Consider the following 25,768-nt stretch of genomic DNA (forward strand, 5'->3'; position numbering starts at 1 on the left):
GAATAGAGGAGATGAAGGAAGAAGTGAACGTACCGAGTAATCCCATAACGCTCATGGCGAAAGTATACCGTGATGTGTTTCCGGTTGTACACCATGAGCTAGCGATGTGGAAAGAGCGTGCCTACCATATTCCGAATGACGAGCTTCATAGTCAGGCAATCGCAAGTATTGAGCATAAAACGTTTCATTGTGAGGGCGGTGGCATTTTAGCGTTATTAGCAAATGAACACCGAGAGGAATGTATTCGTTTTATCGTAGCGTATCAAACGATTAGTGACTACTTAGATAATTTATGTGATCGTAGTACATCACTTGATCCGAAAGACTTTGCGGCTCTTCATGAGTCGATGTTAACGGCGTTAAGTCCTGAAGTTGAAGGGGGCGGTAATTATTATCGTTACCGTGATGATCAAGATGATGGTGGTTATTTAGACGAACTTGTTGAAACATGCCAAGATGTTTTAAAGAAAACGAAGCACTATGAAAAAATTGCTCCTATTCTTCATGAGCTTGCTTGTTATTATTGTGATTTGCAAATTCATAAACATGTGAAATTAGAAGAAAGAGAACCACGTCTAAAAACATGGTTTGAAGCTCATAAAGAAAATTTACCACCGATGAGCTGGTTTGAATTTTCGGCGTGTGCAGGATCAACGTTAGGAATCTTTTGTCTTGTAGCATATGCATTTCATGATGAATTACATGACGAAGATATTGCGAAAATTAGACAAGGGTATTTCCCGTATGTACAAGGACTTCACATTTTACTTGATTATTTCATCGATCAAGAAGAAGACCGTATCGGTGGAGATTTGAATTTCTGTAGTTATTATGAAAACGAACAAGTAATATTAGAACGCATGAAGCACTTTGTAGAAAAAGCAGAAAAGAGCATTGGTGATTTGCCTCATGCGAAGTTTCATCGTCTTATTAGCCGAGGTTTACTTGGTATTTATTTATCAGATCAAAAAGTATCCGCTGAAAAGAATATGCAAAAAATGGCACGGCGCATTGTAAAGTACGGGGGACTGACCTCACGATTCTTCTATTGGAACGGGAAGATGTACCGAAAGAAAATGGCGCAGTGATGAAAAAAACCACTCAGGGAGAGTGGTTTTTTTATTATGATCGTATTTTTGAAAATACGTATATGAGAAGTTCAATTGTGAAGATAACTAAAACAGATAGTCCGAATAAAGGCATGACAGCGCCTAGTATAACCATCATGATAAAGAAAACGAATACGCTTTTCTTATCTCTTTGCTTTGGAGGTGCTGCTAATTTTCCTTTCGGTTTTCTTGCTAACCACATTTTTATTCCGTAATAAATGAGAAGTAATAAAGATAATGTCGTTAATAAGCATAATATTTTATTAGGCCATCCGAATAAATGTCCTTCATGAAGAGGGATACCGTAAGAGAACCATTTTGCAAATAATCCGTAGTCACGATAGTCTGTTTTTGAAATAAGCTCTCCACTATACTGATCAAAGTAGGCAGTAATTTCTTCATTCGGTGCTACGTGCATGCCTGTAATACCAGAACCACTCGATTTCGAAACAGTGAATACAGCTTTCGGATTAGCTGGTAGTGAAATAACATATGGCTTCTTTATTTGAATCCCTTTTTGTAACTCATCAACTGATATTCCTTTCTGTTCATTCGAGTTAGACTCAGGAGGAGTTTCCTGTCTTGTTGCCCATGGTAATTCTTTAAACTTTGATTCAGGTGGTGACATATATAACTTCGGATATCCGAGTGATTCATTTGACGTTGCGATTTTATAAATTTGATTGCCCATAAATCCTGACCAAGGTAATCCAGTTGCGACTAGCAGAACGAGAGGAATTGTAAATATAATACCGATAATAGAATGACGTCGTTTTGCTCGTTCGCGTTTATTGGATGATGGCGTGTTTTTAAATTGGCGTATACTCATATACAACCCAGTTACAATTAAAAAGATTGTCCAGCATGCAGAGAGTTCTACTAAATAATTGACAACTGTACCGCCGACTAAGAGGGAACTATGCAATTCACGCATAATATTGGCAAACGTTTCACTTGCGTTTTGATCCCCGACAATTTGATTGTTGCTATCTAAATACACATATTTTTGTGTTCCTGTATATTCATTTGCGATTGTGAGCCTCGTATTGTAATCTCCATTAAACTCACTAATTTTCGTCACATTATAATGTGGATACTTTTTCTCTGTTAATGAAATAGAATCAGCCATTGAAATAGATTCAGTTTGGGCGCTCTTCCCAAAATATAAATCTTTATAGATGAAATCTTCAACTTCCTCTCGAAATAAATACCCAATCCCGCTCAGTGACAAAGTAATAAGAAGCGGCGTAATAAAAAGCCCAGCATAAAAATGCCATCGCCAAAAAATGTAATGAAGCGAACGATTCAGTTTCATACTTCAGTTCCCCTAACCTTCCCTATATGAATAAATTACTTATTTAATATAGCGAGATTAAGTGTGATTACTTTGAAAGAATTGTGAAAAAAGTTAAAAGTTTTAGGGGAAGGATGGATCGCTTGGTCGAATTTCGTCGGTAAATCGATATGTCAGGAAAATCGTTGATATATTTATCAGTGTGACATGCAATACTCGATGCACATCTTAGTTGAGCGGATAAGTTCCTCATTTCCTTTTTGTAACCGAATTTGAAGCGCCTTTTGAAAATAAGATAAGGCGGTATGTAAGTCGCCTTCATCTAACTTACTTTTTCCGTAATGTTGGTAGAGGAAATCCTCATAAGTAGGGAAGTTTGGCAGTGTGGGTAGAAGTTCAGTAAAGAGTGCGTTCGCCTTATAAAAATCCCGTTCCCAATGATATGTATGTGCAAGTCGTAGTTTGTTAATAAAGAGCCCTTGGTTATTCTCTAATTTTGTGAAATAGGTAATTGCCTCATGTAAGTAATATTTACTTTCAGAAAAGTTACCAACGATTCTTTCATAAACGCCGATTAATCCGCAGTTTTTTCCGTATAACGGATCTTCTTGTAAATGCTCTTTCAAAAATGCAATCCCCTGCTTCATTTCAGCAAGGGATAATGGTTTTTCTCTAAGACTGTTGTCAAATGTATAACCCATTTCAAAAGGTATATTCATTAGGTCCTCCTTATATTTGCTAAATACATCCTAACAACGGCATCAGCAAGACATTGAGAGGAATCTACAAAATCTTCATTTGCAACTACATTCAAATCAGTACATGCGATAATAGCGGTATCTACTTCATTTTTTAAATGTAAAACGAGCGCACTCCATAATTTGCGAGCTTCTTCAACTTCCCCACATTTAATACAAGTAATAATTTGATTAATCATTTCCTGCCATTTTTCATTATGAATGTACTCTATATCACGCTTTGTAATCCCATCTTGATAAATCCCAGCTTGAACAGTAGCTTGCGTTGCGAGAAGAGCGACTCTTTTCGTGTTATCAGGAATTGCTTGTAACGTCTCATCGACTATATTCAAAATAGGAATGGAAAGGGAATGCTGTAATTCCTTGAAATAAAGATGCGCCGTATTGCAAGGCATAGCGATAAAGTCTACTCCAGTACTTTCAAGTTTTTGTGCCCCTTCAATAATCGCTTTTTTCATCATCGCATGATCAATAGGGCGATCCATATAAAACGGTGTTGGGCACGAATAAATCATCATATGAGGAAAGTCCATATCATGCTTTGCTCCGTATATTGCTTGGCATTGTGCTACAACTGTATCGACGAATGGTCCAGTTGATTTTGGACCCATTCCTGCTAGTATTCCAATCATTGTTTAGTCCCCTTTAATATTGTATATATCCATTATATAGGAGAATAAGAAAAAGACGTGCAGTGAATGCACGTCTTTTTTTGTTATGTTTTGTCGAAGAATCGATATATCGAAAAAATCGTTGATATCTTATCGCTTCTCAATCGCCACAATAAATGGCGGGTTATTTTGCTGGTTAATGAAGCCGTATCTTAGTACGTGAGCTTGTTTTTGGTCTAGTTCTTCTGCAAATTTGAGAACAGCGTCGCGTTCTACTTGTCCTTCTGGGTGTCCGTGGTAAATGACAAGGACAATGATACCTTCAGGTGCCATTACTTCTAATAGTTGTTCGATGGCCGAGATTGTTGAGTTTGGCTTTGTAACGATGTGCTTGTCACCGCCTGGGAGGTAACCTAAGTTGAAAATTGCTCCTGTTACCTTTCCTTTTGCATCTTCCGGTAGTACGGATAAGAGTGTATCGTGACTATCGTGAACTAAAACAGTACGTTCGAAAAGCTCTTTTTCTTTTAGACGGATAGTAGAGCTTTCAATCGCTTCTTTTTGAATATCAAAGCCAAATACTTTTCCGTTATCTCCAACGATTTCAGCTAGGAAACAAGTGTCATGTCCATTTCCAAGTGTTGCATCTACTGCATAATCGCCTTCTTTAACAGCCGTTTGCAGCAGTGTGCGTGCAAACGGTAATACGCGTTCTAATTTCATTGTTGTTTCTCCTCATTTGCATATTTTCCTTGCCAGCTTCCGCGGCGTACAAATTCTGCATCGATGGAATTTAATACTTCCCATTTATTTAAGCTCCACATTGGGCCGATCATTAAATCGGGCGGACCGTCACCTGTGATGCGGTGCACAATTACGTCTTCAGGAATGATTTCAAGTTGATCGACAACGAGACTTACGTAATCTTCAAGTGAAAGGAATTCTAATTGTCCTTTTTCATATTGCTTCACCATGGGTGTTCCTTTTAATAAATGAAGCAAATGGATTTTAATTCCTTGTACGTCAAGCTTTGCTACTTCACGAGCTGTTTCCATCATCATGTCGTAATTTTCAAGTGGAAGACCGTTAATAATATGAGAGCAAACTCTAATGCCATGCTTGCGTAATTTATTAACACCTTCTACATAAGATGGATAATCGTGAGCACGATTAATAAGATTTGCAGTACGTTCATGAACAGTTTGTAGTCCGAGTTCAACCCAAAGGTATGTGCGTTTATTTAAGTCCGCTAAATATTCAACAACATCGTCAGGTAAGCAATCTGGACGAGTCGCAATAGAAAGACCGACAACGTCTTTTTCTGCTAGAAGCGGTTCGAATTTTTCTTTTAACACTTCAAGTGGCGCGTGAGTATTTGTGTACGCCTGGAAATAAGCGATACATTTTCCGTCTTTCCACTTTGAGCGCATTTTTTCTTTCATTTCATGATATTGCGTTATAACATCATCGCGGCGATCCCCAGCGAAGTCACCAGACCCAGCAGCACTACAAAATGTGCAGCCGCCGTAAGCGACTGTACCGTCACGGTTCGGGCAATCAAAGCCAGCATCTAATGAAACTTTAAAGATTTTCTCACCAAATTCATTTCGTAAGTGATAATTCCATGTATGATAACGTTTATTGTCGTTTGTATATGGAAAAGGGTTTTGAACCTTCATTACTTTCCCTCCTAAGACGAGTCAAAATGAAACAAAATCCATTATAACATACTCATAAGGTTCATATGGAAGGGACACACTAAAGGAGAATTGAAGCAAGGAGGGACAAGTATGGCAGAGCGTCAATCACTTGAATCGTATATTACACAAGCTGAACAAGCAGTGGAATATGCGAAAGAACAATTAGATCTTGGTATGAGACAAGAGCATTACAATACGATGGAGTATTCGGATGCTCAGTTGCAATTAGAACAAGCATATAATGACTTACAAACGATGCAGCAACATGCGAATGATGAGCAACGTGAGCAGTTAAATAGAGCACGTATGGCAATTCGCCAATTGCAACATCAAATGATTATTACACCGCACTAATAAGGAGTGAATGTAATGGCGAAACGTTCAGATCAAAATAACCCAGAGCAAAAAACGCAAAATGGACATAACACTGAGTTTTCAAATGAACTTGATCCGATTGTTCAGGTGAAACAACGCAACAGTAAAAAAGGACAGCCTCAAAAATCAAAACAATCAGAGTAAACCAGGTCGCAGTATGACCTGGTTTTATTTTGCCCTGCTATTTGCGGGCAGTAAGACTCCTACCTCAAAATTCGGCGAATATGAGGTAGCTAGGGGAGTCGGGCTACCCGTAAAAGCCCGATTGGTGTGGGCTAATAATCAGTGGGGGATGAACAAAAAAACCACTGATAAAAGTTTCACTTTATTAGGTTAGTTTTTGTCGGTAAATCGATATATTTTAAAAATCGTTAATGAAGGAAATGAATTTGTTTTAAAAGGATAAAAAACTGAGCTTACACGCTCAGTTTTTTTTCTTACAAAAGTGTAAGGTAAATGTAATGTTAACAAATAGCAGTTCACCTCCAAAAAGCGCAAAATAGGTAATGGAAAAACAAGCGTAGGAGGATATATATGACGAAACCAGTTGTAGACGTGAAAAACGTTCAAAAAGTGTACGGTAAAAAAGGTGAGAACCAATCACATGCGTTAAAAGGTGTATCATTCTCAATTCAAGAGGGTGAGTTTGTTGGTATTATGGGACCATCTGGTTCTGGTAAAACGACATTATTAAATGTAATTTCAACGTTAGATAAAGCAACAGGCGGCGTTGTTGAAATTGCGGGTACGGACATTACGAAAATGAAGCAAGGTGAGCTTTCTGATTTCCGTTCGCAAAAATTAGGATTCATCTTCCAAGATTTTAACTTATTAGAGAACTTATCTATTTATGAAAACATTGCACTTCCACTTTCCCTTCAAGGTGTTCCATCACGTAATATTGGCCCGAAAGTAGAAAGAGTAGCGGATATGTTAGGGATTTCGGAAATTCTTCAAAAATATCCATCTGAAGTATCTGGTGGACAAAAACAGCGTTCAGCAGCAGCGCGTGCACTTGTGCATGAGCCGGCAATTATTTTAGGGGACGAGCCAACAGGAGCTCTTGATTCTAAAAATGCAGCAAGTTTACTTGATGCGATGACAAACTTAAATGAAGAACAAGGTGTATCAATTATGATGGTTACGCATGATCCATATAGTGCAAGTTACTGTCAACGTATTTTATTCATTCAAGATGGTGAGCTATATAAAGAAATTCACCGTGGTGGTACGCGTGAAGAGTTCTACAAAGAAATTTTAGATGTGCTTGCAGACATAGGCACACAAAATGCGTAAGAAAGGAGGTCTAGGGCATGTTATTTAAACTTTCCATGTCAGGGCTAAAAAGTAAGCTGAAAGATTATATCGTCTTACTTGTTGGTCTTGTCATGTCCATTTCAATTTTTTATATGTTCCAAACATTAGCGTTAAACGAAGCCTTCCTTAAGGAAAATTCTACTATTGGCCAAATTGGATTTGTATTCCAAGCAGGTTCATTTTTACTAGCTATTATAACGTTCTTCTATATTTTGTATGCGAACTCTTTCTTACTATCTCTTCGTCAAAAAGAGTTTGGTATGTATATGATGTTAGGAGCAAAAAAGCATAAAGTTACATTACTTATGTTTATTGAAACAATCGTATTAGGTGCTGCGTCTCTTGCGATTGGTATTATAGTTGGTGTAGGACTTGCAGAAGGTATCGGACAGTTATTAATGAAACAATTAGAATTTGCTGGTAAAGGCTATAAAGCATTTTATTTACCATCAATGACTGTTACTTGCATCTTCTTCTTTGCACTATTTGTATTATCGGCAATTATGAACAGTATTAAATTATCACGTATTTCTGTACTGCAACTTGTACATGCAGACGCACAAACAGAACGTGTTGCGGTAAAAGGGAAAATGACAGGTGTAGTTGCATTCCTTGCGGTTATTTTATTAGGAATTGGTTATGCATCTATGATTTATATGGAAAAATTAAGAGAGATGGGCATTCTTATTGCATTAATTACAACAACAGCTGGTACTTACATGTTATTTGGATCACTTCTCCCAGTTATTATTAAAAAATTAAAGAGTAATAAAAAACGTAGTGAAAAAGGACTTAACGCTTTTACTTTTGCACAATTAAACTTCCGTATTAATAGCTTAACAAAAGTGCTTGCGACAGTAGCGATGTTAGTTGCTCTTGGAGCTGGTGCAATTTCAGGTGGTATGGCGTTTAAAAATAACGTTATAAAAATGGTTGATGGTTTAGTAATATACGATTCAGTTGTTCATAACCCTACAGCTGAAGAAAAGAAAATTCTAGACGGTATTCCATTTAAAGAGAAAAGTGAATATCGTTACAAAGTTGATGATAAATACGTTTATTATGTAAAAGAAGATTTAGAGAAAAATCGACCTTTAGTAAAAGATATGGAAAATATGAAGTCGATGAAGGATTTAGTGAATACGAAAAAAGTTTCAGAGGAACTACCAGTAGGTGCAGTTTCTAGAGAAATGAATGAAAAAGATGCGAATGCTAAAGAACTTCCAAAAGAATGGGTTGATGCTTTTAGTACAATCCATCCATATTATATATATGAAGATCATGCAATTAAAATTGTAGATCAAAAAATGTACGATGGGATAAATGGTAAAGAAAGTATAGCATTTATCGGAAAAACAGATGATTTTGTAGCATATACAAAAGAATGGAAAAAACTTGACGAGTTGCAGCTAGTTAAATATAAAAATGTAAAAGCTGAGCAAATGAGCAGTAAATATCAGGCGTACGATATGTTCTATGGCGTTGCGAGTGGAACAGTGTTTATGGGCTTCTTCCTTGGAATTGCTTTCTTAGCGATGATGGCAAGTTGCTTAATGTTTAAAATTCTTTCTGGTGCATCAAAAGATATTACACGTTATCAAATGCTTCGTAAAATCGGGGTGCGCCGTGAATTATTAACGAAATCAATTTATAAAGAGTTATTCTTAGTATTCTTATTCCCGGCGATTATAGGTATCGCCCACGTATTAGTTGGTATGAATATTTTCGGATTTATTTTAATCGATCCGTACTTCCGTATTTGGGTGCCAATCGTAATTTTCGTAGTTATTTACACGATTTATTACTTCATTACAGTTCAATTGTATAAAGGAATTGTTCTTCCGAAAGAAGATTAATAAAAAACCGAGCGAAGCTGCTCGGTTTTTATTATTTTCAGAAAAAATACTTTAATGTTACTAAAATATCTAATATAATATAAATAAGTAACATAATATAAGAGTATCATCAGCTGGGAAATGAAAGGAGGAATCCGATCTGTAGAAAGAAGCTGAACTTTTATCCCCCCATTTCTTTTCTAACCACACCGTATTTGTACAATCGTAAATTTCCAAATGAAAAATTGTCGGGACCTCAGCAGTATATTGTAAAAATAATGGATAATACATGGAAATCTCATAGCGTGATAAGGTAAAATGAACAGGATAATGAGAAAATTACCGTTCATAAGATGAGGAGAATACATGTATGGAAGTTGTAGAGGCATTAAAAGATATAAATCAAATTGAGGCTATGAAAAAGTATTTAAAAGAGCACTCACAGCGAGATTATCTTTTATTTGTTATTGGGATTAACACAGGATTAAAAATTACAGAACTACTTAGCATGAAATTTGAAGATGTATTAAATGAAGATGGGACTGTTAAAGACTTTTATTCTCTTCCTGTGAAAGATGAAAAATTTAAACAAGATATTTATTTAAATACAAAGGTAAAAGAAGCCCTTTTAGAGTACGTACAATCTTTTGATGCTCAAAGGGAGAACTACGTATTTCAATCTAATAAAACGACAAATTCAATTACGCGCCAACAAGCATATCGTGTGATTCATCGTGCTGCGGAAGCGGTTGGGATTGTTGGAAAGATTGGAACGAACTCAATGAGAAAAACATTTGGGTTTCACGCGTACAAAAGAGGAATAGCGATTGCGTTGTTGCAAAAACATTTCCATCACGCGACTCCATCAGAGACGCTCAAGTATTTAGGTATCTCAAAGGATGAGAAGTTTAAAACGGAGATTGATGTAGATTTATAAAAGCCGTAACTAAACAACTTTAGGAGGCGGAAAATATGAATATTAGGGAAAGTGAACTACCGGGTATTGGATGTAAGTTTGAAGTAATCACAAAAGGTAATGAAAAAATGGTTATTGTGATTCATGATGATGGTCGAAGAGAAATGTATCATTTTGATGCTGATCATGAGGAGAGTATTTCAAGTATTTCCCTTCGCGATTCTGAAGCGAGACAAATTGCGGCTATATTAGGTGGAATGGTATATAGACCACAAGCTTTAGACACGATTGAGATAGCTTTTGAAGGATTATCAATTGAGTGGTTTAAGGTGGAAAATAACGCACCAGTAGTACAAAAAACAATTGGTAGTGTACATGTCCGAAAAACATATAACGTAACGATCATTGCTATTTTGAAAAAGAATATGAAGAAGTTCTTGAATCCAGGCCCAGATTCTATCATTGAAGCTGGTGATATGCTCGTATTATCGGGCGAAAGACATGAAGTGAAAAGAATTATTAATGAGTTACTTTCAGCAGGAGGTGATTCATAATCGATGGATACTTTAATCTTTGAAGTTGGAACTGCGTTAGTATTAGTCGCTTTTGCAGCTATCCTCGCTGCAAAGTTAAAGTTTTCGATTATTCCGTTTCTCATTATATTCGGTATGCTAGTGGGGCCACACGCCCCGGATTTGGGGCTTATCGATTTAAGGTTTATTGAAAGCGGAGAAGTAATATCCTTCCTCGGCCGTGTTGGCGTCATATTCCTTCTATTCTACTTAGGCTTAGAATTCTCAATTAAAAAATTAATTAAATCAGGAAAGTCGATTGCTTTTGGGGGAACCGTTCATATATCGCTTAATTTCATATTAGGTTTGATTTATGGATATATAATGGGCTTCCCCTTATTAGAAACATTAATTATTGCTGGAATTATTACCATTTCATCAAGTGCAATTGTAGCAAAAGTGATCGTTGATTTAAGAAGGGCTGGTAATAGAGAGACAGAACTAATTTTAGGAATCATTATGTTTGATGATATCTTTTTAGCAGTATATTTATCAGTCGTTTCTGGATTAGTACTCGGAGGTGCAACGTCATTTGTAGGTGCCCTTACATCTGTTTTAATCGCAATAGGATATATGTTACTATTCTTTGTAATCGCTAGAAAAGCTACGCCGTTCCTAAATAAAATATTAGATATTTCGTCTAACGAAATTTTTATTATCGTAATATTCGCTATTTTATTCTTTGTAGCAGGATTTTCAGAAATAATTCATGTTGCGGAAGCGATTGGAGCTTTATTATTAGGACTCGTTTTTTCTGAAACAGAGCATAGTGATCGAATTGAGCAGCTCGTCGTCCCGTTTCGTGATTTCTTTGGAGCTATATTCTTTTTTAGCTTCGGTTTAAGTATAGATCCATTTTCGCTTGGAGGAGCAGTGTGGTTGGCATTAGGAGCAGTTTTCATTACTCTTATCGGTAATTTTACCGCTGGAATGATTGCAGGACGTAAAGCAGGGTTATCGCATAAGGCTTCTGCGAATATTGGATTAACCCTCGTATCTCGCGGAGAATTCTCCATTATCGTCGCGAATATTGGAATCGCTGGTGGCTTAATGGCAACGATTAAACCGTTCTTGGCCTTGTATGTTTTAATATTGGCATCGTTAGGTCCGTTATTAACGAAGGAATCTGGGAGAATATACTCTCTACTAGACAAAATATTTAAATGGAGTGCTAAGGAAAGTGCAAAACGTAAAAAAGAAGTTGGGTAACTCTATAAGGGAACGATTTCATTATTTATAGATTAAAATGTTGTGAAGACGGTTAGAATTTAATCTAATCGTCTTTGTGCTATTATCTGAATTTCATCAACTATTAATCAGTTGCCTTCCTATTTAAAAACGACTACAATTTTACTGTTATATATATGAACGAAAAAAATAGAATAGGAGGGGAAACTATGCCAAGGAAAGTATGGCTATTAGTAGCTGGGATGATTATTAATGTCACGGGTGCTTCTTTTTTATGGCCTTTTAATACAATTTATTTGCATGATCATCTAGGGAAATCTTTATCTGTGGCCGGAATGGTATTAATGATTAACTCACTTACTGGTGTAATCGGAAACTTGCTCGGCGGTGTTTTATTTGATAAATGGGGCGGTTATAAATCAACTTTAGTAGGGATTGTGATTACACTCGTATCAATTTTAGGTCTTGTGTTCTTCCACGGTTGGCCTTTATATGTTGTATGGCTAGCGTTAATCGGCTTTGGCTCTGGAATGGTCTTCCCATCGATGTATGCGATGGTTGGTACGGTTTGGCCAGAAGGCGGAAGACGAGCGTTTAATGCGATGTATGTTGGACAAAATGTTGGTATTGCAATTGGAACAGCGTGTGGTGGATTAGTTGCATCGTATCGTTTTGATTATATTTTCTTAGCGAACTTTATTTTATACTTTGTTTTCTTCTTAATTGCTTTTATTGGATTCCGTGGTATGGAAGACAAAAAAGAGCCAGGAGTGCAAAAAGAAATCGAAACGAAAAAAGGCTGGTCACTTACACCAGGCTTCAAAGCACTTCTTATTGTATGTGTAGCATATGCTTTATGCTGGGTTACATACGTACAGTGGCAAGGGGCGATTGCAACACATATGCAGGAATTAAATATTAGCCTTCGTCACTATAGTTTATTATGGACGATAAACGGAGCGATGATTGTTTGTGCGCAGCCACTCGTTAGTATGCTAATTCGCTGGATGAAGCGTTCTTTAAAACAACAAATTATGATTGGAATCGTCATTTTTGCGGCGTCATTCATTGTGTTAAGTCAAGCGCAGCAATTTACGATGTTCCTCGTTGCGATGGTGACATTAACGATTGGTGAATTATTCGTATGGCCGGCAGTTCCGACCATTGCAAATATACTTGCACCGAAAGATAAATTAGGGTTTTATCAAGGTGTTGTAAATAGCGCGGCGACTGTAGGTAAAATGTTCGGACCGGTCGTTGGCGGAGCAATTGTTGATTTATACAATATGGAAGTATTGTTTATAGCGATCATGGTAATGCTTGTAGTAGCGCTTATTGCAACGAGCATTTATGATAAACGAGTAAAAGTAGAAGAAACAGTTGAAGAAAAAATTGCAGTTTAGTTTGACGGAACATGTAACATGTTTTAGAATATATTTAATTAACTCATACTTGTAATAACAGTGAAAAGGAGTAGTAGTAATAGAAGCTGGTTTAGAGAGTTGACGGTCGGTGCAAGTCAATCCACGTTTCGTTATGAACTCGCCTTTGAGTTGCAGTTGTGAAACTAGTAGTAGCAATTGCCGTTAATCCACGTTACGGATCTAAGCGAATGTATATTTTTACATTAATTTAGGGTGGTACCGCGGGAATCTATAACCTCTCGTCCCTTTCTAGGGATGAGAGGTTTTTTGTATTTTGGGCGGTGAAAATAAATAGAATTTCAAGGAGGGTATCTCATGAGCTTTAATCATCAAGAAATTGAGAAGAAGTGGCAAGGGTACTGGGAAGAGAATAAAACATTCCGTACGCCAGATGAGACAGAAAAACCAAAATTTTATGCACTAGATATGTTCCCATATCCATCAGGTGCAGGCTTACACGTAGGACATCCAGAAGGTTATACAGCGACAGATATTTTATCTCGTATGAAGCGTATGCAGGGATATAACGTTCTTCATCCAATGGGATGGGATGCATTCGGTCTTCCAGCAGAGCAATATGCACTTGATACTGGAAACAGCCCAGCAGAATTTACAGAGCATAATATTAATACATTCCGTAATCAAATTAAATCATTAGGTTTCTCTTACGATTGGGACCGTGAAGTAAATACAACAGATCCAAACTACTACAAGTGGACACAATGGATCTTCTTAAAACTATTTGAAAAAGGCTTAGCTTACGTTGATGAAGTACCTGTAAACTGGTGCCCAGCACTTGGTACAGTACTTGCAAACGAAGAAATAATTGACGGTAAGAGCGAGCGCGGTGGACATCCAGTTGAGCGTCGTCCGATGAGACAGTGGATGTTAAAAATTACAGCTTACGGAGATCGTCTATTAGAAGATCTAGATGAGCTTGATTGGCCAGAAAGCTTAAAAGACATGCAACGTAACTGGATCGGTCGTTCTGAAGGTGCAGAAGTACACTTCAACATCGATGGTACAGATGAGAAATTCACAGTTTTCACAACGCGTCCTGATACACTATTTGGCGCAAGCTACTGTGTACTTGCTCCAGAGCATGCACTTGTTGCTGACATTACAACAGCAGAACAAAAAGAAGCTGTAGAAGCTTACATTAATTCTGTAAAAATGAAGAGTGACCTAGAGCGTACAGAACTTGCGAAAGAGAAAACTGGTGTATTCACTGGTGCTTATGCAGTTAACCCAGTAAATGGTGAGAAATTACCAATCTGGATTGCTGACTATGTTCTTGCAACTTACGGAACAGGTGCTGTAATGGCAGTTCCAGCTCATGATGAGCGTGATTATGAATTCGCATCAACGTTCAATCTTCCAATGAAGGAAGTTGTAAAAGGCGGAGACATTTCGAAAGAAGCATATACAGGTGATGGCGCTCACGTAAACTCAGCATTCCTTGACGGATTAAATAAAGAAGAAGCCATTGTAAAAATGATTGAATGGCTTGAAGTAACAAGCGCAGGAAATCAAAAAGTAACGTACCGTCTACGTGACTGGTTATTTAGTCGTCAACGTTACTGGGGCGAGCCAATTCCAGTAATCCATTGGGAAGATGGCACAATGACAGCTGTGAAAGAAGAAGAATTACCACTAGTTCTTCCGAAAACAGAAAACATCCGTCCATCTGGTACAGGTGAATCACCACTTGCAAACATTGACGAATGGGTAAATGTTGTTGATCCTGAAACTGGTAAAAAGGGTCGTCGTGAAACAAACACAATGCCACAATGGGCTGGTAGCTGCTGGTACTACCTACGCTACATCGATCCAAACAACAGTGAAGCACTTGTAGATCCTGAAAAAGTAAAACAATGGCTTCCAGTTGATATTTATATCGGTGGTGCAGAGCATGCTGTACTTCACTTACTATATGCTCGTTTCTGGCATAAAGTATTATACGATATCGGCGTGGTTCCAACGAAAGAGCCATTCCAACAATTATTCAACCAAGGTATGATCTTAGGTGAAAACAACGAGAAAATGAGTAAATCAAAAGGTAACGTTGTAAATCCTGATGATATCGTAGCAAGCCATGGTGCAGATACACTTCGTCTATACGAAATGTTCATGGGACCATTAGATGCTTCAATAGCTTGGTCTGAAAATGGTCTTGACGGAGCTCGTCGTTTCCTAGACCGCGTATGGCGTCTATTCGTTCAAGATAACGGTGAATTAAGTGAGAAAATTACTGATGCACCAAACAAAGAGCTTGAAAAAGCTTACCACCAAACAGTGAAGAAAGTAACAGAAGACTATGCAGAGCTTCGCTTCAACACAGCGATTTCTCAAATGATGGTATTCATAAACGATGCATACAAAGCTGAAACACTTCCGAAAGAATATGTAGAAGGTTTCGTGAAAATGATTGCACCAGTTGCACCTCATATCGGGGAAGAACTATGGAGCAAACTTGGATACAATGAAACAATCACATATGCAAGCTGGCCAACATTTGATGAGTCTAAACTTGTAGAAGATGAAGTTGAAATCGTTGTTCAAATTATGGGCAAAGTTCGTGCAAAACTAACAATGAAAAAAGACGCATCAAAAGAAGAAATGGAACAACTTGCACTTGAAGCAATTAAAGAACAAATCGAAGGAAAAACAGTTCGTAAAGTAATTGTAGTTCCTGGAAAACTTGTTAACGTTGTTGCAAACTAATTAATTTTAAATAAAAGCTCAGAGCGTTTATGCTCTGAGCTTTTTTGTGTAGAAAATAAACTCTGGATCACCTTCATCTAAGTTTTCAATCATTCCACTACGTATAAATCCGTTCACTTGAAAAACTTTTTGCATATTTTCATTAGATTTGTTCGTTGAAGAAAATATTTTTTGAGTAGGAGAATGGCTTAACATATATGAGATTAATGAGCTTGCATGACCTTTTCTTCTTTTAGTTGGCGAAACAAGTATTAATGAGAGGAAAGTATAGCCAAAAAAATTTGTATCGTATGTTAGAAAACCGGAAATGGAATTGCCCTCTTTTACAATTATGCATTGTCCTTCATTAATAGCGTGTTTAATATAATTTCTTCTACTATTGTCTCCAATTATTTCGATATCTATATGTATGATTGAGTCTAAATCGTTGATTGAAGCTTTTGTTACGTTCTCCAATGGAAATGCCCCCTCTTTTTATAAGGAAAGAATAATCAGTCAATTAATCCTATCATGAATGAATAGCGAAGAAAAAGGTGCGGAATTCCTATACAGACAAACACCTATTCTTCTATAGAAAATATGATAAAAAAGGTAGGCTAAATTGAGCAGAAGAGGTGAAAGGAATGAAAGGGATGGACAATAATGCACCACATGGCTTCTTCGGAGGCGAATCGGACAGTTATGCACAAATGATGTTAATGGGTGGAGCAGGGCAACAAGGATACGGTGGAATGCCGAGCTGGATGGGTGGAGCAGCTGGAGGAATGCCAGCATCAATGGCTGGAATGCAAACTGGAATGCCAACATTAACAGGAGGAAATCCAGCATCAATGGCTGGAATGCAAACTGGAATGCCAACATTAACAGGAGGAATGCCGGCATCAATGGCTGGAATGCAAACTGGAATGCCAACATTAACAGGAGGAATGCCGTCATCAGTGGCTGGAATGCAAACTGGAATGCCAACATTAACAGGAGGATTTCCGACATCAGTAGCCGGCGCACAAACTGGAATTCCAGTAGGAGTACCAACTACATTCCCTTCTTTCGTTGGAGGAGTGCAGACAGGATTCCCTGTACCGGGAGTAGGTGTTGTGGCAGGAGGAGTAGGTGGTCATCCACAAGTTCATCATCACCATGATCACCACGGACACCACGGTCATCCTCAACACCATGGTCATCATCAACAACAAGTACATCACCACGGACACCACCAAATGCATCCGCAGGCTGTCCATTATCAAACTCATCAAGCTCATCATCATGGTCACCACGGTCAACATCATCACCATGGTCATCATCATCACCAAGGCCACCATCAGCAACAAGTACATCACCAAGGCCATCACCAAGTTCATCCGCAGGCTGTCCATTATCAAACTCACCAAGTTCAACACCACGGCCAACAGCAACACCACGGCCAGCATCAACACCATGGCCAACATCAACACCATGGCCAACATCAACACCATGGCCAACATCAACACCATGGCCAACATCAACACCACGGTCAACAGCAACACCACGGTCAACAGCAACACCACGGTCAACAGCAACACCACGGTCAACAGCAACACCAGCAACAACAATATCAGCAGCAACAACAGCCTTGGACCGGTGGAGTTGGAACGGGAGCGGGAGCAGCAGGACGCGCGGATCATTAATGAATTGCGTGAAAAATATATCGGTGAAAAAAGACATAATAAAAAACTGCTAGGAGATCCTAGCAGTTTTTTTCCGCCTCTTGACGCTGGCGTTCGATTTCAGCACGAAGTTGTGGTTCCGGTGCTTGCCATCCTTCTGGTTTTAAAATTTTGCCATCGCCTTCGCGGAATCGAGGCTTTCCATCAGGGAATAGTTTTGCCATGTTGGCATTGTTTACAATTTCAAATCCTTTATCTGGACGTACGCCCATTTCTGCAAACGTTCCGAATGCAAAGTAAATAAGGTCAATAAGTGCATCGTATTGATCTTCGACAGTTGTTGCTTCTAGAAATTCTTCTAACTCTTCTTGCATAAAGCTAGCACGAATTTTTGCACGCTCTTCTGTTAGTTTTGTTGGAGTGTTTGTCACAGGATGTCCGAATACTTCATGCATTTTTGCAACAAGTTCAAATCCTTTATCTAAACCTTTTTCGTTTGTCATGTTGTTTCATCCTTTCTTACGTTATGCCGAAGTTTATTGTAACATAAGGTAGTTATTAAATAAAAAGAACATCTTATGAGAAATAGGATGTTCGCTCGTTATTCTTCTTTTTTTATTAAAATGGATAAAATAAGATCGATACTAAATATTCCGATGAGTAGCATCGGTATAATGACAAGTAAATAACGTGTGAAAGAAACATTTTTTAAGTATGTATGAGCAAATAAAAAGACGCCGAGAAATAAAATACCGTTTAAAATAGGTTTTACTAATTTTTTAGACATAAGCTCCCCCGTGAATATCTTTTCTCTCTATATTTGGTAATAAAAAACTCCTCTCTCCGTTGTATCATGCCGGAGAGAGGAGTTCAATCATTATCATTCAATTACACCAGAATTTGTAATGTTTACGGTGTATTTTAAATTAATTGGGACATCTTTGTACATCCGTCGCCACTCTTCTATTTTGAATGGGCGATAATGCTGTTTATATTTTGCTCCTAGCCCGAGAGGGTCGACGTCTAAAGATTTAAACTGCTTAATTAGTTTGTTACCTTGTGTATCCAATTGTTTTTGGATAGCTTTTTCAATGTTTTTTATGTTCTTGACATTTTCTAAGTTAATTTGCTTCGATAGTTCTTGAATACGGGCATCAAGCTTAACGTGAATGAAAAAAGAAGGTTTCCCGTTTTTTATTTTTATATCGCAAGTTGGAACAGAACGAATATTATTAATCATTACGTACGCAGAATCCGTTTTAAATTCATGTGAATCTAATTTATGTTTCTCTAGCAGTCCTTTAAATATGAACATATCTTTTTTCGCAATTTTACCGATATATTTATCCTTTTTAAAAAGACCAATTCCGTTGATTTTTATTTTATCAGCATGTTTCTTTAAAATCGGGATGTAGTAGTCTTGTCCTTCTCGATAATAACGGAATGCTCCTATATGCAGGTTATCCTTTGGTAAAGGACCGGTTTCCATGTTATGTTCAAGCAATTTTTTTATATAAATTGCAACGTTGTATGAAGTCGTATATTTTCCTTTTAAAAGTTCAGTACCATTTCCCTCTATTAAAGAAACATATAAAGCGTTCCCTATATTCACATCTCGAAGTAATGTATCAAATGAAGTGGACATTCCTTTCTTCGCAAGTCTTATAGTATATAGAGCAACACGCATTTGTCCGCTAGCAAATGGTTGAGAAGACTCTAAAGATGTGTCTGCTTTTACTTGTTTTACCGCATTTGCACTGCCTTCAAAAACTTGAACCTTATTTCCTTTTTTCTGAATAGGACAAACGAATGTCACTTTTACTTTATTATCTTTTGCTACATCAAAAACACTTCCTTGAATAAGCTGTACATCATCGACAATATTTTTTTGTAAACATCCAGTTAGACTGAAGAGTGTTATGCAAGAAATAAGTATTAATTTGCTTTTGTTTTTGATTTTTTCCATTTTCTTTTCACCCACACAATGATAAATAAAATAGGGATATATACATAGATGAGCCAAAAACTAACTTTGGATACATTACTAATAAAATTATTAATATTGTGTCTGTTTGTTAAAAGTTGCGAAACGATGAGGGTGATAAGGATAAAAGCGATTAGAATCCCTCTTTGTTTTACGCGAAATATTTCGTGAGTTGATCTTGTTGCCGCCCATAAAGGAAGGATAAAGCTGGTAATAATAACGAGTGCATAACCTGAAATTGCAATATATTCTAGCCTTTCTATGAATGGTAATTGAATTACTTGGGTCATAGAAAGTTGAGACCATATTGTTTTTAATAATTGTTTTTCACTAAAAAATGCAAAGGCTAAAAGTGTACTAAATAAATATAGAAGATTTGAAAATAGTGCCCCGTATTGAGCGAATTTATGCGATTGCTTAGGATTTTTTACAAATGGATAAATCATAAGATAAATCTCAAACCCTGTCATACTGTAGATTGCCAGCTTGGCGGATTTTAAAATATCTGAAAAAGAATGTGTGAAAATCGGTAGTAAATTATCCCAATGTGAGTATTTCAAAACGAATAGGCAAAGAAATAAATATCCGAATGTACCGCCAACTGAGATAACACAAATGCCAGTAATTACACGAAAACCAGAAGAAATAATGTAATAGCTAACTAAGCATAAAAAAAGTGTTAGCATCCAAGTGGAAGCGGTAGGGAACATCCATACTTGAATAATTTCAACATATGTTCGGATGACGGAAATACTGACGGTTAAAAAATAAGCTGCAAAGATGATATTAATGCCGTTTCCTAGCCATTTTCCAAATGTTTGCCTTTGTAAATCAATTAAATTCCCGTTTGTTTCTTTTAATAAGTAATACATCATCCATATAAGAATATGGATACAGATTCCTGTGATTACAACTCCCATCCAGCCGTCGTACCCAGCGGCTTTTGCAATAATGCGAGCGAATCCAAGAACGCCAGCACCGAACTGTGCACTGTGAATTAAGAAGAAAACAAAGACAGGAGATATTTGATATTTTTCTTGAACTTTACTCATCAAATGCACCTCATTCCTTAATCATCAAAGTCCGATCGATGTCTTGTTGAAATCCCTTTTGCTGATTTTTTTACATGTTGTGGCCTTGCTTGTACATCTCGTGTATCAATCATTGTTAATGGAAAGCGAATCCAAGAATCTTTAAAGGATTGTTGTCTCGTTGGATAAAAGAGAGCGTACGGCTTACGTAAAGAAGTAAGTCTAAACAAATGGGTAAATAAAAAGATAAATCCGAGAGATATACCGAAGAGTCCTCCTATTTCTGCGAATGCGAGAAATGGAAAACGTAGTAATCGAACGGCATTACCCATTTTATAAATAGGTGTAATAAAGGATGCAAGTGCGGATAATGCAACGATAATTAATAAAATATTACTCGTTAAACCAGCTTGTACAGATGCTTGTCCGATTACGATACCACCTACAATACCGAGTGTTTGACCGACCTTCATCGGTAACCTCGCACCAGCTTCTCTTAATAAATCAATCGCGAGTTCTAAAAAGAGTGCTTCAATTAAAGGTGGAAACGGTACTTGTGCCCTTGATAAAATCAAAGTTTCAAGCAAATCACTTGGAATGAGTTCATAATGATAATTTAAAACTGCAACGTATAACGGTGTAGCACAGATCGAAAATAGAACGGCGATAAGGCGTAAAATTCTTGAAAATGTCGCGTATAGCCAAGATACGTTATAGTCTTCAGGTGAAATGAAAAAATCGAAATATGATACAGGTGTTAATAGGACACTTGGAGAACCATCAACGAAAATAGCGATTTTTCCATCAATAAGTGCTTTTGTGACTCTATCAGTGCGTTCTGTATTGATATAGAGAGGGAAAATGGACTTTTCACCCATTAATTCTTGTATATAAGCACTATCGTTAATTTGGTCATATTTAAGAGCGCGTAAGGATTCCTCGAGAAAATCCACATTTTCTTTTTCAGCGAGGTTGTCTAAATACATCATGACAACTTTTGTTTTTGAAAACTCGCCGACAATCATTTCTTTTGTTTGTAAATCTAAAACAGGAAGACGCTTTCGAACTAAATTAATATTTGTATCAATATCCTCTACGAAACCTTCTTGAGGGCCGATAACAGTTGATTCGTTTAAAGGAGGAGTTGGCGCACGATAATTATCAATTGCAATGTTTGCAAGCATACATTTTTGATCTTGCTGGTTCAATTGAATAATTGCATGTCCCTTTAAAACCATATCCTCAATTTTTTGTAAGTCGTTCGTAATTGTAATACCACTCATCGGGATATGTTCTTTTAATTCTTCTAATGAAGTACAAGGTCGTTCTAACAGAGTAGGCATTAAATATTTTTGTAATTTCTCTCCATCAAGTGAAGGTCGATAGTAAGAAATATAATAAGGCATCGTTTCATCGTCAGATGTATGATAATTAATAAAATCACTAGACTTTTTAAGCTTCTCTATTAAATCTTGTAGAGAATGAATATGGTCTTGTTTTGGTTTACTAAAGTCGTAAATACTGTTGTTTCCAGCAGCTTGTTGCTTGTTCTGAGAAGAGTCGCCATGTTTAGCACCTTGCTGTTTGTTCTGAGAAGAGTCGCCATGTTTAGCATCTTGCTGTTTATTTTGAGAAGACTCGTTTTGCTTAGTATCCTGCTGCTTATTTTGAGAAGGATCGTTTTGTTTAGTATCTTGTTGTTTGTTCTGAGAAGAGTCGCCTTGTTTGGCATCTTGCTGTTTATTTTGAGAAGGATCGTCTTGTTTAGTATCCTGCTGTTTATTTTGAGAAGACCCGTTTTGTTTAGTATCCTGCTGTTTATTTTGAGAAGACTCGTTTTGTTTAGTATCCTGCTGTTTATTTTGAGAAGACTCGTTTTGTTTAGTATCTTGCTGTTTGTTCTGAGAAGAGTCGCCTTGCTTAGCATCTTGCTGTTTGTGTTGAGAAGAGTCGCCATGTTTAGCATCTTGTTGTTTGTTCTGAAAAGAATCCTCATGTTTAGCACCTTGCTGATTGCTTTGAGAAGGATGGTCTTGTTTAGCATCTTGTTGTTTGCTTTGAGAAGAATCCTTTTGCTTGGAAGGTTCCTCAATTTGTTCCGTATTTTTTTGCTGGCTATTCTTATCTTTGCTATGTTTCATGCTTCTAGTCTGCTTTGTGTTATTGTTCTCTTGATCGTTAGGTTGTTGTTTCGAGTCATCTGTCCCTTTTGTATCTGCTGTATTTGAGTTTTTTTTCTTACGTAACCAATTCCAAATCATATGTATGCCCTCTTTGATTTTGTAATATAGTGCTATTTTGTGGCTAATTTTGTATCTTATTCATTTATTTATGAAAAGCAGGAGGAGATTGGTTTGCGTAGAAAAAAACCTTTAGTAAAGAAGTTCATAATATGACAAGAAGAAGGTGAGTCTGTGCAAATTGTAAAAAAGGAAAAGTTTGTTTTGAAAGAATTTACATTTGAAAATGGTAGGGAAATTCCTGTTCAAATGGGATATGAGACTTATGGTACTTTAAATAGAGAAAGGTCAAATGCGATTTTGGTTTGCCATCATTTTAGTGCAACAAGTCACGCAGCGGGAAAATATACAGAGCATGATGAAGAGTCTGGTTGGTGGGATGGATTAATTGGGCCTGAGAAAGCAATTGATACAAATAAATATTTTGTAATATGTACTGATAACCTTTGCAATGTACAGGTGAAGAACCCGTATGTCATTACAACGGGACCGAAATCGATAGATCCGATGACGGGTTTTGAGTATGCGATGGATTTTCCGATTTTTACATTTCTAGATGTAGCACGTATGCAATATGAACTAATAAAAGATATGGATATTACTAGATTGTATGCTGTAATGGGGCCATCTGCAGGAGGAATGATTGCACAACAATGGGCTGTTCACTATCCTCATATGGTAGAGCGAATGATTGGAGTTATTACGAACCCACAAAATCCAATTATAACGTCGGTAAATGTAGCGCAAAATGCGATTGAAGCAATTCAGTTAGATCCAAATTGGAAAGGCGGAAAGTATGGAGAGGAGCAGCCAATGAAGGGGCTTCATTTAGCGAATAGAATGATGTTTATTAATGCATTTGATGAACAGTTTTATGAAACGGCATTTCCACGTAATAGTATAGAAATAGCACCTTATCAAAAATTTTCTGCATTAACATCATTTGAGAAAGAAATAACTAAAGTGACATGCAAAAGTATAGATGTAGTAGATGCAAATTCATGGATGTACACTGCGAAAGCAGTCTTATTACATGATATTGCGCATGGATTTGCTTCTTTAGAAGAGGCTCTTTCTAACATAGAAGCGAATGTACTCATGATCCCGTGTAAACAAGATTTACTTCAGCCGCCTCGTTCCAATTATAAAATGGTAGATATTTTGCAAAAACAGGGGAAGTATGCAGAAGTGTATGAAATTGAAAGTATAAATGGGCATATGGCTGGAGCGTTAGATGTTCATTTATTTGAAAAGAAAGTTTATGAGTTTTTAAATCGGAAAGTATCTAGTTTTGTGTAGGAAATGCATGATGTGAAAAAGGTGCATTGTTTGTAGGAGGCACCTTTTTTTACATGATTTGTAGACGGAAAAGATATGTAGCAATTGATAAACCGAAGAAAGCTATACTAAGTAATAAAAATAAAAATGACATTTCTTGAGGGGATTTTATCTTTTTATTATTTTTCATACTAAGAGCAATAACTGCAGAAACTAAGAAAATGCTGCCCATAATGAAAAGAAAAAGTGTCATTTTAGTCGACTCCTTTCATTAAACAAGTATATTGAGGATACAATGCGCGAGTTATGTTTGTAAAGAATAAATTTTCCATTCTTTGCGTTCATTCCATTGCATGCTAAAATTGATGAGAACTGTTTATTTAAAGAAGAAACTGAAAGTTTTATTGTATATAAGGAGGAATGACATATGACAGAAGTAAAAACAATTACTACAGAAGAAGTGCAAGAACGTCTAGAAAATGGAGAAACATTATTTTTAGTAGATGTAAGAGAAGATGAAGAAGTAGCAGCAGGGAAAATCCCGGAAGCTGTACATATTAAAATGGGCGATATCCCAAATAAAGTAGATTTCTTTGAGAAAGAGAATGAATATATCTTTATTTGCCGTTCGGGAATGCGTAGTGAAAATGTATGCCATTATTTAAATGAGCAAGGATTTAAAACAGTGAATATGGTTGGCGGTATGCTTCAATACGAAGGGGAAACAAAATAGTTAATTGTTAAAAACTTGAAACGAGTCTGTTTCAAGTTTTTTTTCTTTTGCATACAGTATATAAAGGGGGGATAGGTAAAATGGGAATTAACATGCGTAAAGTGAAAATTATAAATAATACAGGAGCTGTCAATGTCGGCGATTGTTATGATCTCTCACCTTTTGCTGTAGCAAAAATATATACAGGCGCGGGTGGTTCTAGCGCGGCGACATTTTTAAATGGAAAACGTATGGCAGCTGTTGTGCCTGTAACATCGGTGTTTCTTCCGCCATTAGCGACGAGTACACGTACGCTAGGTTAGTAAAGGAAAGGTAGAGTGTAATTATGCCTGCGCATATTAAGGAGTTTATTATTGTTAATAATACTGGGAATATATTTACGGGTGATAATTTGAGAGATACTTCGTTTACTGCTTCAAAAACGTATAGTGGTTCAACGGGACCAACTTGTATTGATGTTGTTACGATAATCGGAACTGAGACGAATCTTTGTTTACAACCGGGAGATAGTGTGACGACAACATTTACGAGAGGTACTCCTGCTGGCACTCTAACAGGAACAACTACGGGTCAAGGTGCAAATGCGTCGAGTACTATGCAAGCAGCACCAAATACTATGCAAGCAGCACCAAATACAGATAATACAGATTCAGTTGCAGGACTCTCCTAAGAGATTAGGGGAGTTTTTATTTGAAAGAAGAGCTTGTACTACATAAAAATAGGAGCAATTGTTTTAAAAGTAGTATTGGAGACGTTTTTGGAAAATGCAATTCAAATGAAGGGTGAATTTTTATCATTTCCCGACAGAAAACTCCCACCTCAAGGAATGGGTAGGACATGGTCCAATGAGTAGGTGGTAGCTGAATGGCGGTTAGGAAAAAGCCTAAAGGTTCTTCTTGGTGAAGAATCAGTATAAGGTACCGGTATCGTAATCAGTTCGTTCCTATAGAAAGAAAATGTTGCAGCTCCGAGGCATTTTTACATCTACGAAATTGTTTCATTGTAAAAGTTCTTTCATTTGTATATTTTTTTGAAA

General features: G+C 37.0%; 27 protein-coding genes and 1 other annotated feature. Of the genes, 15 read left to right on the top strand and 12 right to left on the bottom strand.

The genetic code is table 11. The annotated features are described in order from the left end of the window. The first annotated feature begins 23 nt into the window (after window positions 1-23). A complete protein-coding gene (locus MR109_RS20200; protein ID WP_025148906.1) occupies window positions 24-1,088 on the top strand; it encodes a tetraprenyl-beta-curcumene synthase family protein in 1,065 nt (354 codons plus the stop codon). A 34-nt stretch (window positions 1,089-1,122) separates the two neighbouring features. On the opposite strand, the gene MR109_RS20205 is transcribed toward MR109_RS20200, so the two are convergent. From MR109_RS20205 to mnmL, 5 genes are all read right to left on the bottom strand, one after another. Further along, the gene (locus MR109_RS20205; RefSeq protein ID WP_242273643.1) at window positions 1,123-2,424 is read right to left on the bottom strand and encodes a PepSY-associated TM helix domain-containing protein; all 1,302 of its coding nucleotides are present in this window, start codon (window positions 2,422-2,424) and stop codon (window positions 1,123-1,125) included. Between the two features lie 176 nt (window positions 2,425-2,600). Then, entirely contained in the window at window positions 2,601-3,122 is a 522-nt protein-coding gene (locus tag MR109_RS20210; RefSeq protein ID WP_242273644.1) for a tetratricopeptide repeat protein, read from the bottom strand. Further along, window positions 3,122-3,793 carry an aspartate/glutamate racemase family protein gene (locus MR109_RS20215; protein WP_242273645.1) on the bottom strand — a complete coding sequence of 224 codons (672 nt, stop codon included), beginning with the start codon at window positions 3,791-3,793 and terminating at the stop codon, window positions 3,122-3,124. The genes MR109_RS20210 and MR109_RS20215 overlap by 1 nt, the downstream gene beginning before the upstream one ends. Window positions 3,794-3,922: 129 nt before the next feature. Then, the gene (gene mnmM, locus MR109_RS20220) at window positions 3,923-4,495 is read right to left on the bottom strand and encodes a tRNA 5-(aminomethyl)-2-thiouridylate-methyltransferase MnmM (RefSeq protein ID WP_000764484.1); all 573 of its coding nucleotides are present in this window, start codon (window positions 4,493-4,495) and stop codon (window positions 3,923-3,925) included. After that, window positions 4,492-5,451 (bottom strand): tRNA modification radical SAM protein MnmL/YtqA, encoded by a 960-nt coding sequence (mnmL, locus tag MR109_RS20225; protein WP_002173869.1) that lies wholly within the window; start codon window positions 5,449-5,451, stop codon window positions 4,492-4,494. The genes mnmM and mnmL overlap by 4 nt, the downstream gene beginning before the upstream one ends. A 111-nt stretch (window positions 5,452-5,562) precedes the next feature. Here mnmL and MR109_RS20230 point away from each other — a divergent pair, with 111 nt between their 5' ends. From MR109_RS20230 to leuS, 9 genes are all read left to right on the top strand, one after another. Continuing rightward, window positions 5,563-5,826, top strand: coding sequence for a YtzC family protein (locus tag MR109_RS20230; RefSeq protein WP_000840865.1), 264 nt, complete (start codon window positions 5,563-5,565; stop codon window positions 5,824-5,826). Window positions 5,827-5,841: 15 nt separating this feature from the next. Further along, window positions 5,842-5,991 carry a glycogen biosynthesis protein GlgD gene (locus tag MR109_RS20235; RefSeq protein WP_242273647.1) on the top strand — a complete coding sequence of 50 codons (150 nt, stop codon included), beginning with the start codon at window positions 5,842-5,844 and terminating at the stop codon, window positions 5,989-5,991. Between the two features lie 390 nt (window positions 5,992-6,381). Beyond that, window positions 6,382-7,143, top strand: a complete 762-nt coding sequence (locus MR109_RS20240; protein WP_242273649.1) for an ABC transporter ATP-binding protein — start codon at window positions 6,382-6,384, stop codon at window positions 7,141-7,143. Between the two features lie 17 nt (window positions 7,144-7,160). Then, entirely contained in the window at window positions 7,161-9,020 is a 1,860-nt protein-coding gene (locus tag MR109_RS20245) for an FtsX-like permease family protein (protein WP_178938751.1), read from the top strand. 349 nt (window positions 9,021-9,369) lie between these two features. Continuing rightward, entirely contained in the window at window positions 9,370-9,936 is a 567-nt protein-coding gene (locus tag MR109_RS20250) for a tyrosine-type recombinase/integrase (protein ID WP_002173865.1), read from the top strand. A gap of 35 nt (window positions 9,937-9,971) precedes the next feature. Beyond that, window positions 9,972-10,469, top strand: a complete 498-nt coding sequence (locus tag MR109_RS20255) for a cation:proton antiporter regulatory subunit (RefSeq protein ID WP_242273650.1) — start codon at window positions 9,972-9,974, stop codon at window positions 10,467-10,469. Window positions 10,470-10,472: 3 nt separating this feature from the next. Continuing rightward, window positions 10,473-11,696: a cation:proton antiporter gene (locus MR109_RS20260; RefSeq protein ID WP_242273652.1), complete on the top strand. Its 1,224-nt coding sequence runs from the start codon at window positions 10,473-10,475 to the stop codon at window positions 11,694-11,696. A 188-nt stretch (window positions 11,697-11,884) separates the two neighbouring features. Beyond that, window positions 11,885-13,078 (top strand): MDR family MFS transporter, encoded by a 1,194-nt coding sequence (locus MR109_RS20265; RefSeq protein ID WP_025148914.1) that lies wholly within the window; start codon window positions 11,885-11,887, stop codon window positions 13,076-13,078. Window positions 13,079-13,129: 51 nt separating this feature from the next. After that, window positions 13,130-13,349: a binding site (T-box leader), on the top strand. A gap of 65 nt (window positions 13,350-13,414) precedes the next feature. Then, complete coding sequence (gene leuS / locus MR109_RS20270; protein WP_071718136.1) at window positions 13,415-15,823, top strand: leucine--tRNA ligase; 2,409 nt, start codon at window positions 13,415-13,417, stop codon at window positions 15,821-15,823. 27 nt (window positions 15,824-15,850) lie between these two features. Here the strand turns inward: leuS and MR109_RS20275 are convergent, their stop codons facing one another. After that, on the bottom strand, window positions 15,851-16,279 hold the full coding sequence (locus MR109_RS20275) for a GNAT family N-acetyltransferase (protein WP_242273653.1): 429 nt from the start codon (window positions 16,277-16,279) through the stop codon (window positions 15,851-15,853). A gap of 167 nt (window positions 16,280-16,446) precedes the next feature. Between MR109_RS20275 and MR109_RS20280 the strand changes: the two genes are divergently transcribed. Next, a complete protein-coding gene (locus tag MR109_RS20280; protein ID WP_242273655.1) occupies window positions 16,447-17,487 on the top strand; it encodes a VrrB protein in 1,041 nt (346 codons plus the stop codon). A 59-nt stretch (window positions 17,488-17,546) separates the two neighbouring features. Here MR109_RS20280 and MR109_RS20285 read toward each other — a convergent pair whose 3' ends face one another. The 5 genes from MR109_RS20285 to MR109_RS20305 form a co-directional block, all read right to left on the bottom strand. Continuing rightward, window positions 17,547-17,969 (bottom strand): pyrophosphohydrolase domain-containing protein, encoded by a 423-nt coding sequence (locus MR109_RS20285; protein WP_016110818.1) that lies wholly within the window; start codon window positions 17,967-17,969, stop codon window positions 17,547-17,549. Window positions 17,970-18,067: 98 nt separating this feature from the next. Next, window positions 18,068-18,253, bottom strand: coding sequence for a hypothetical protein (locus MR109_RS20290; protein WP_002173856.1), 186 nt, complete (start codon window positions 18,251-18,253; stop codon window positions 18,068-18,070). Window positions 18,254-18,346: 93 nt separating this feature from the next. Continuing rightward, window positions 18,347-19,432 (bottom strand): Ger(x)C family spore germination protein, encoded by a 1,086-nt coding sequence (locus MR109_RS20295; protein ID WP_242273656.1) that lies wholly within the window; start codon window positions 19,430-19,432, stop codon window positions 18,347-18,349. After that, window positions 19,402-20,502: a spore germination protein gene (locus MR109_RS20300; protein ID WP_025148921.1), complete on the bottom strand. Its 1,101-nt coding sequence runs from the start codon at window positions 20,500-20,502 to the stop codon at window positions 19,402-19,404. Before MR109_RS20300 ends, MR109_RS20295 begins: the two co-directional genes overlap by 31 nt. Before the next feature lie 17 nt (window positions 20,503-20,519). Then, window positions 20,520-22,742, bottom strand: a complete 2,223-nt coding sequence (locus MR109_RS20305) for a spore germination protein (RefSeq protein ID WP_242273658.1) — start codon at window positions 22,740-22,742, stop codon at window positions 20,520-20,522. A gap of 153 nt (window positions 22,743-22,895) precedes the next feature. On the opposite strand from MR109_RS20305, the gene MR109_RS20310 reads away from it, so the two are divergent. Then, entirely contained in the window at window positions 22,896-24,020 is a 1,125-nt protein-coding gene (locus tag MR109_RS20310; protein ID WP_242273660.1) for a homoserine O-acetyltransferase family protein, read from the top strand. A 49-nt stretch (window positions 24,021-24,069) separates the two neighbouring features. Here MR109_RS20310 and MR109_RS20315 read toward each other — a convergent pair whose 3' ends face one another. After that, window positions 24,070-24,252: a hypothetical protein gene (locus tag MR109_RS20315; protein ID WP_098308088.1), complete on the bottom strand. Its 183-nt coding sequence runs from the start codon at window positions 24,250-24,252 to the stop codon at window positions 24,070-24,072. A gap of 174 nt (window positions 24,253-24,426) precedes the next feature. On the opposite strand from MR109_RS20315, the gene MR109_RS20320 reads away from it, so the two are divergent. The 3 genes from MR109_RS20320 to MR109_RS20330 all read left to right on the top strand — a co-directional run bounded on the left by MR109_RS20320 (window position 24,427) and on the right by MR109_RS20330 (window position 25,402). After that, entirely contained in the window at window positions 24,427-24,732 is a 306-nt protein-coding gene (locus MR109_RS20320; protein ID WP_000141214.1) for a rhodanese-like domain-containing protein, read from the top strand. A gap of 80 nt (window positions 24,733-24,812) precedes the next feature. Continuing rightward, the gene (locus MR109_RS20325; RefSeq protein ID WP_048374316.1) at window positions 24,813-25,034 is read left to right on the top strand and encodes a spore germination protein; all 222 of its coding nucleotides are present in this window, start codon (window positions 24,813-24,815) and stop codon (window positions 25,032-25,034) included. Between the two features lie 23 nt (window positions 25,035-25,057). Then, window positions 25,058-25,402, top strand: a complete 345-nt coding sequence (locus MR109_RS20330) for a hypothetical protein (RefSeq protein ID WP_242273661.1) — start codon at window positions 25,058-25,060, stop codon at window positions 25,400-25,402. The last annotated feature ends 366 nt before the right edge of the window (window positions 25,403-25,768 follow it).

Source organism: Bacillus cereus group sp. BfR-BA-01310, assembly GCF_022664325.1.
Lineage (GTDB): Bacteria > Bacillota > Bacilli > Bacillales > Bacillaceae_G > Bacillus_A > Bacillus_A paramycoides.

Excerpts from the sequence above, each read along its gene's own strand:
- MR109_RS20205 (WP_242273643.1), bottom strand. The coding sequence starts at position 2,424 with ATGAAACTGAATCGTTCGCTTCATTACATTTTTTGGCGATGGCATTTT.
- MR109_RS20210 (WP_242273644.1), bottom strand. The coding sequence starts at position 3,122 with ATGAATATACCTTTTGAAATGGGTTATACATTTGACAACAGTCTTAGA.
- MR109_RS20215 (WP_242273645.1), bottom strand. The coding sequence starts at position 3,793 with ATGATTGGAATACTAGCAGGAATGGGTCCAAAATCAACTGGACCATTC.
- mnmM (WP_000764484.1), bottom strand. The coding sequence starts at position 4,495 with ATGAAATTAGAACGCGTATTACCGTTTGCACGCACACTGCTGCAAACG.
- mnmL (WP_002173869.1), bottom strand. The coding sequence starts at position 5,451 with ATGAAGGTTCAAAACCCTTTTCCATATACAAACGACAATAAACGTTAT.
- MR109_RS20230 (WP_000840865.1), top strand. The coding sequence starts at position 5,563 with ATGGCAGAGCGTCAATCACTTGAATCGTATATTACACAAGCTGAACAA.
- MR109_RS20235 (WP_242273647.1), top strand. The coding sequence starts at position 5,842 with ATGGCGAAACGTTCAGATCAAAATAACCCAGAGCAAAAAACGCAAAAT.
- MR109_RS20240 (WP_242273649.1), top strand. The coding sequence starts at position 6,382 with ATGACGAAACCAGTTGTAGACGTGAAAAACGTTCAAAAAGTGTACGGT.
- MR109_RS20245 (WP_178938751.1), top strand. The coding sequence starts at position 7,161 with ATGTTATTTAAACTTTCCATGTCAGGGCTAAAAAGTAAGCTGAAAGAT.
- MR109_RS20250 (WP_002173865.1), top strand. The coding sequence starts at position 9,370 with ATGGAAGTTGTAGAGGCATTAAAAGATATAAATCAAATTGAGGCTATG.
- MR109_RS20255 (WP_242273650.1), top strand. The coding sequence starts at position 9,972 with ATGAATATTAGGGAAAGTGAACTACCGGGTATTGGATGTAAGTTTGAA.
- MR109_RS20260 (WP_242273652.1), top strand. The coding sequence starts at position 10,473 with ATGGATACTTTAATCTTTGAAGTTGGAACTGCGTTAGTATTAGTCGCT.
- MR109_RS20265 (WP_025148914.1), top strand. The coding sequence starts at position 11,885 with ATGCCAAGGAAAGTATGGCTATTAGTAGCTGGGATGATTATTAATGTC.
- leuS (WP_071718136.1), top strand. The coding sequence starts at position 13,415 with ATGAGCTTTAATCATCAAGAAATTGAGAAGAAGTGGCAAGGGTACTGG.
- MR109_RS20280 (WP_242273655.1), top strand. The coding sequence starts at position 16,447 with ATGAAAGGGATGGACAATAATGCACCACATGGCTTCTTCGGAGGCGAA.
- MR109_RS20285 (WP_016110818.1), bottom strand. The coding sequence starts at position 17,969 with ATGACAAACGAAAAAGGTTTAGATAAAGGATTTGAACTTGTTGCAAAA.
- MR109_RS20290 (WP_002173856.1), bottom strand. The coding sequence starts at position 18,253 with ATGTCTAAAAAATTAGTAAAACCTATTTTAAACGGTATTTTATTTCTC.
- MR109_RS20295 (WP_242273656.1), bottom strand. The coding sequence starts at position 19,432 with ATGGAAAAAATCAAAAACAAAAGCAAATTAATACTTATTTCTTGCATA.
- MR109_RS20300 (WP_025148921.1), bottom strand. The coding sequence starts at position 20,502 with ATGAGTAAAGTTCAAGAAAAATATCAAATATCTCCTGTCTTTGTTTTC.
- MR109_RS20305 (WP_242273658.1), bottom strand. The coding sequence starts at position 22,742 with ATGATTTGGAATTGGTTACGTAAGAAAAAAAACTCAAATACAGCAGAT.
- MR109_RS20315 (WP_098308088.1), bottom strand. The coding sequence starts at position 24,252 with ATGACACTTTTTCTTTTCATTATGGGCAGCATTTTCTTAGTTTCTGCA.
- MR109_RS20320 (WP_000141214.1), top strand. The coding sequence starts at position 24,427 with ATGACAGAAGTAAAAACAATTACTACAGAAGAAGTGCAAGAACGTCTA.
- MR109_RS20325 (WP_048374316.1), top strand. The coding sequence starts at position 24,813 with ATGGGAATTAACATGCGTAAAGTGAAAATTATAAATAATACAGGAGCT.
- MR109_RS20330 (WP_242273661.1), top strand. The coding sequence starts at position 25,058 with ATGCCTGCGCATATTAAGGAGTTTATTATTGTTAATAATACTGGGAAT.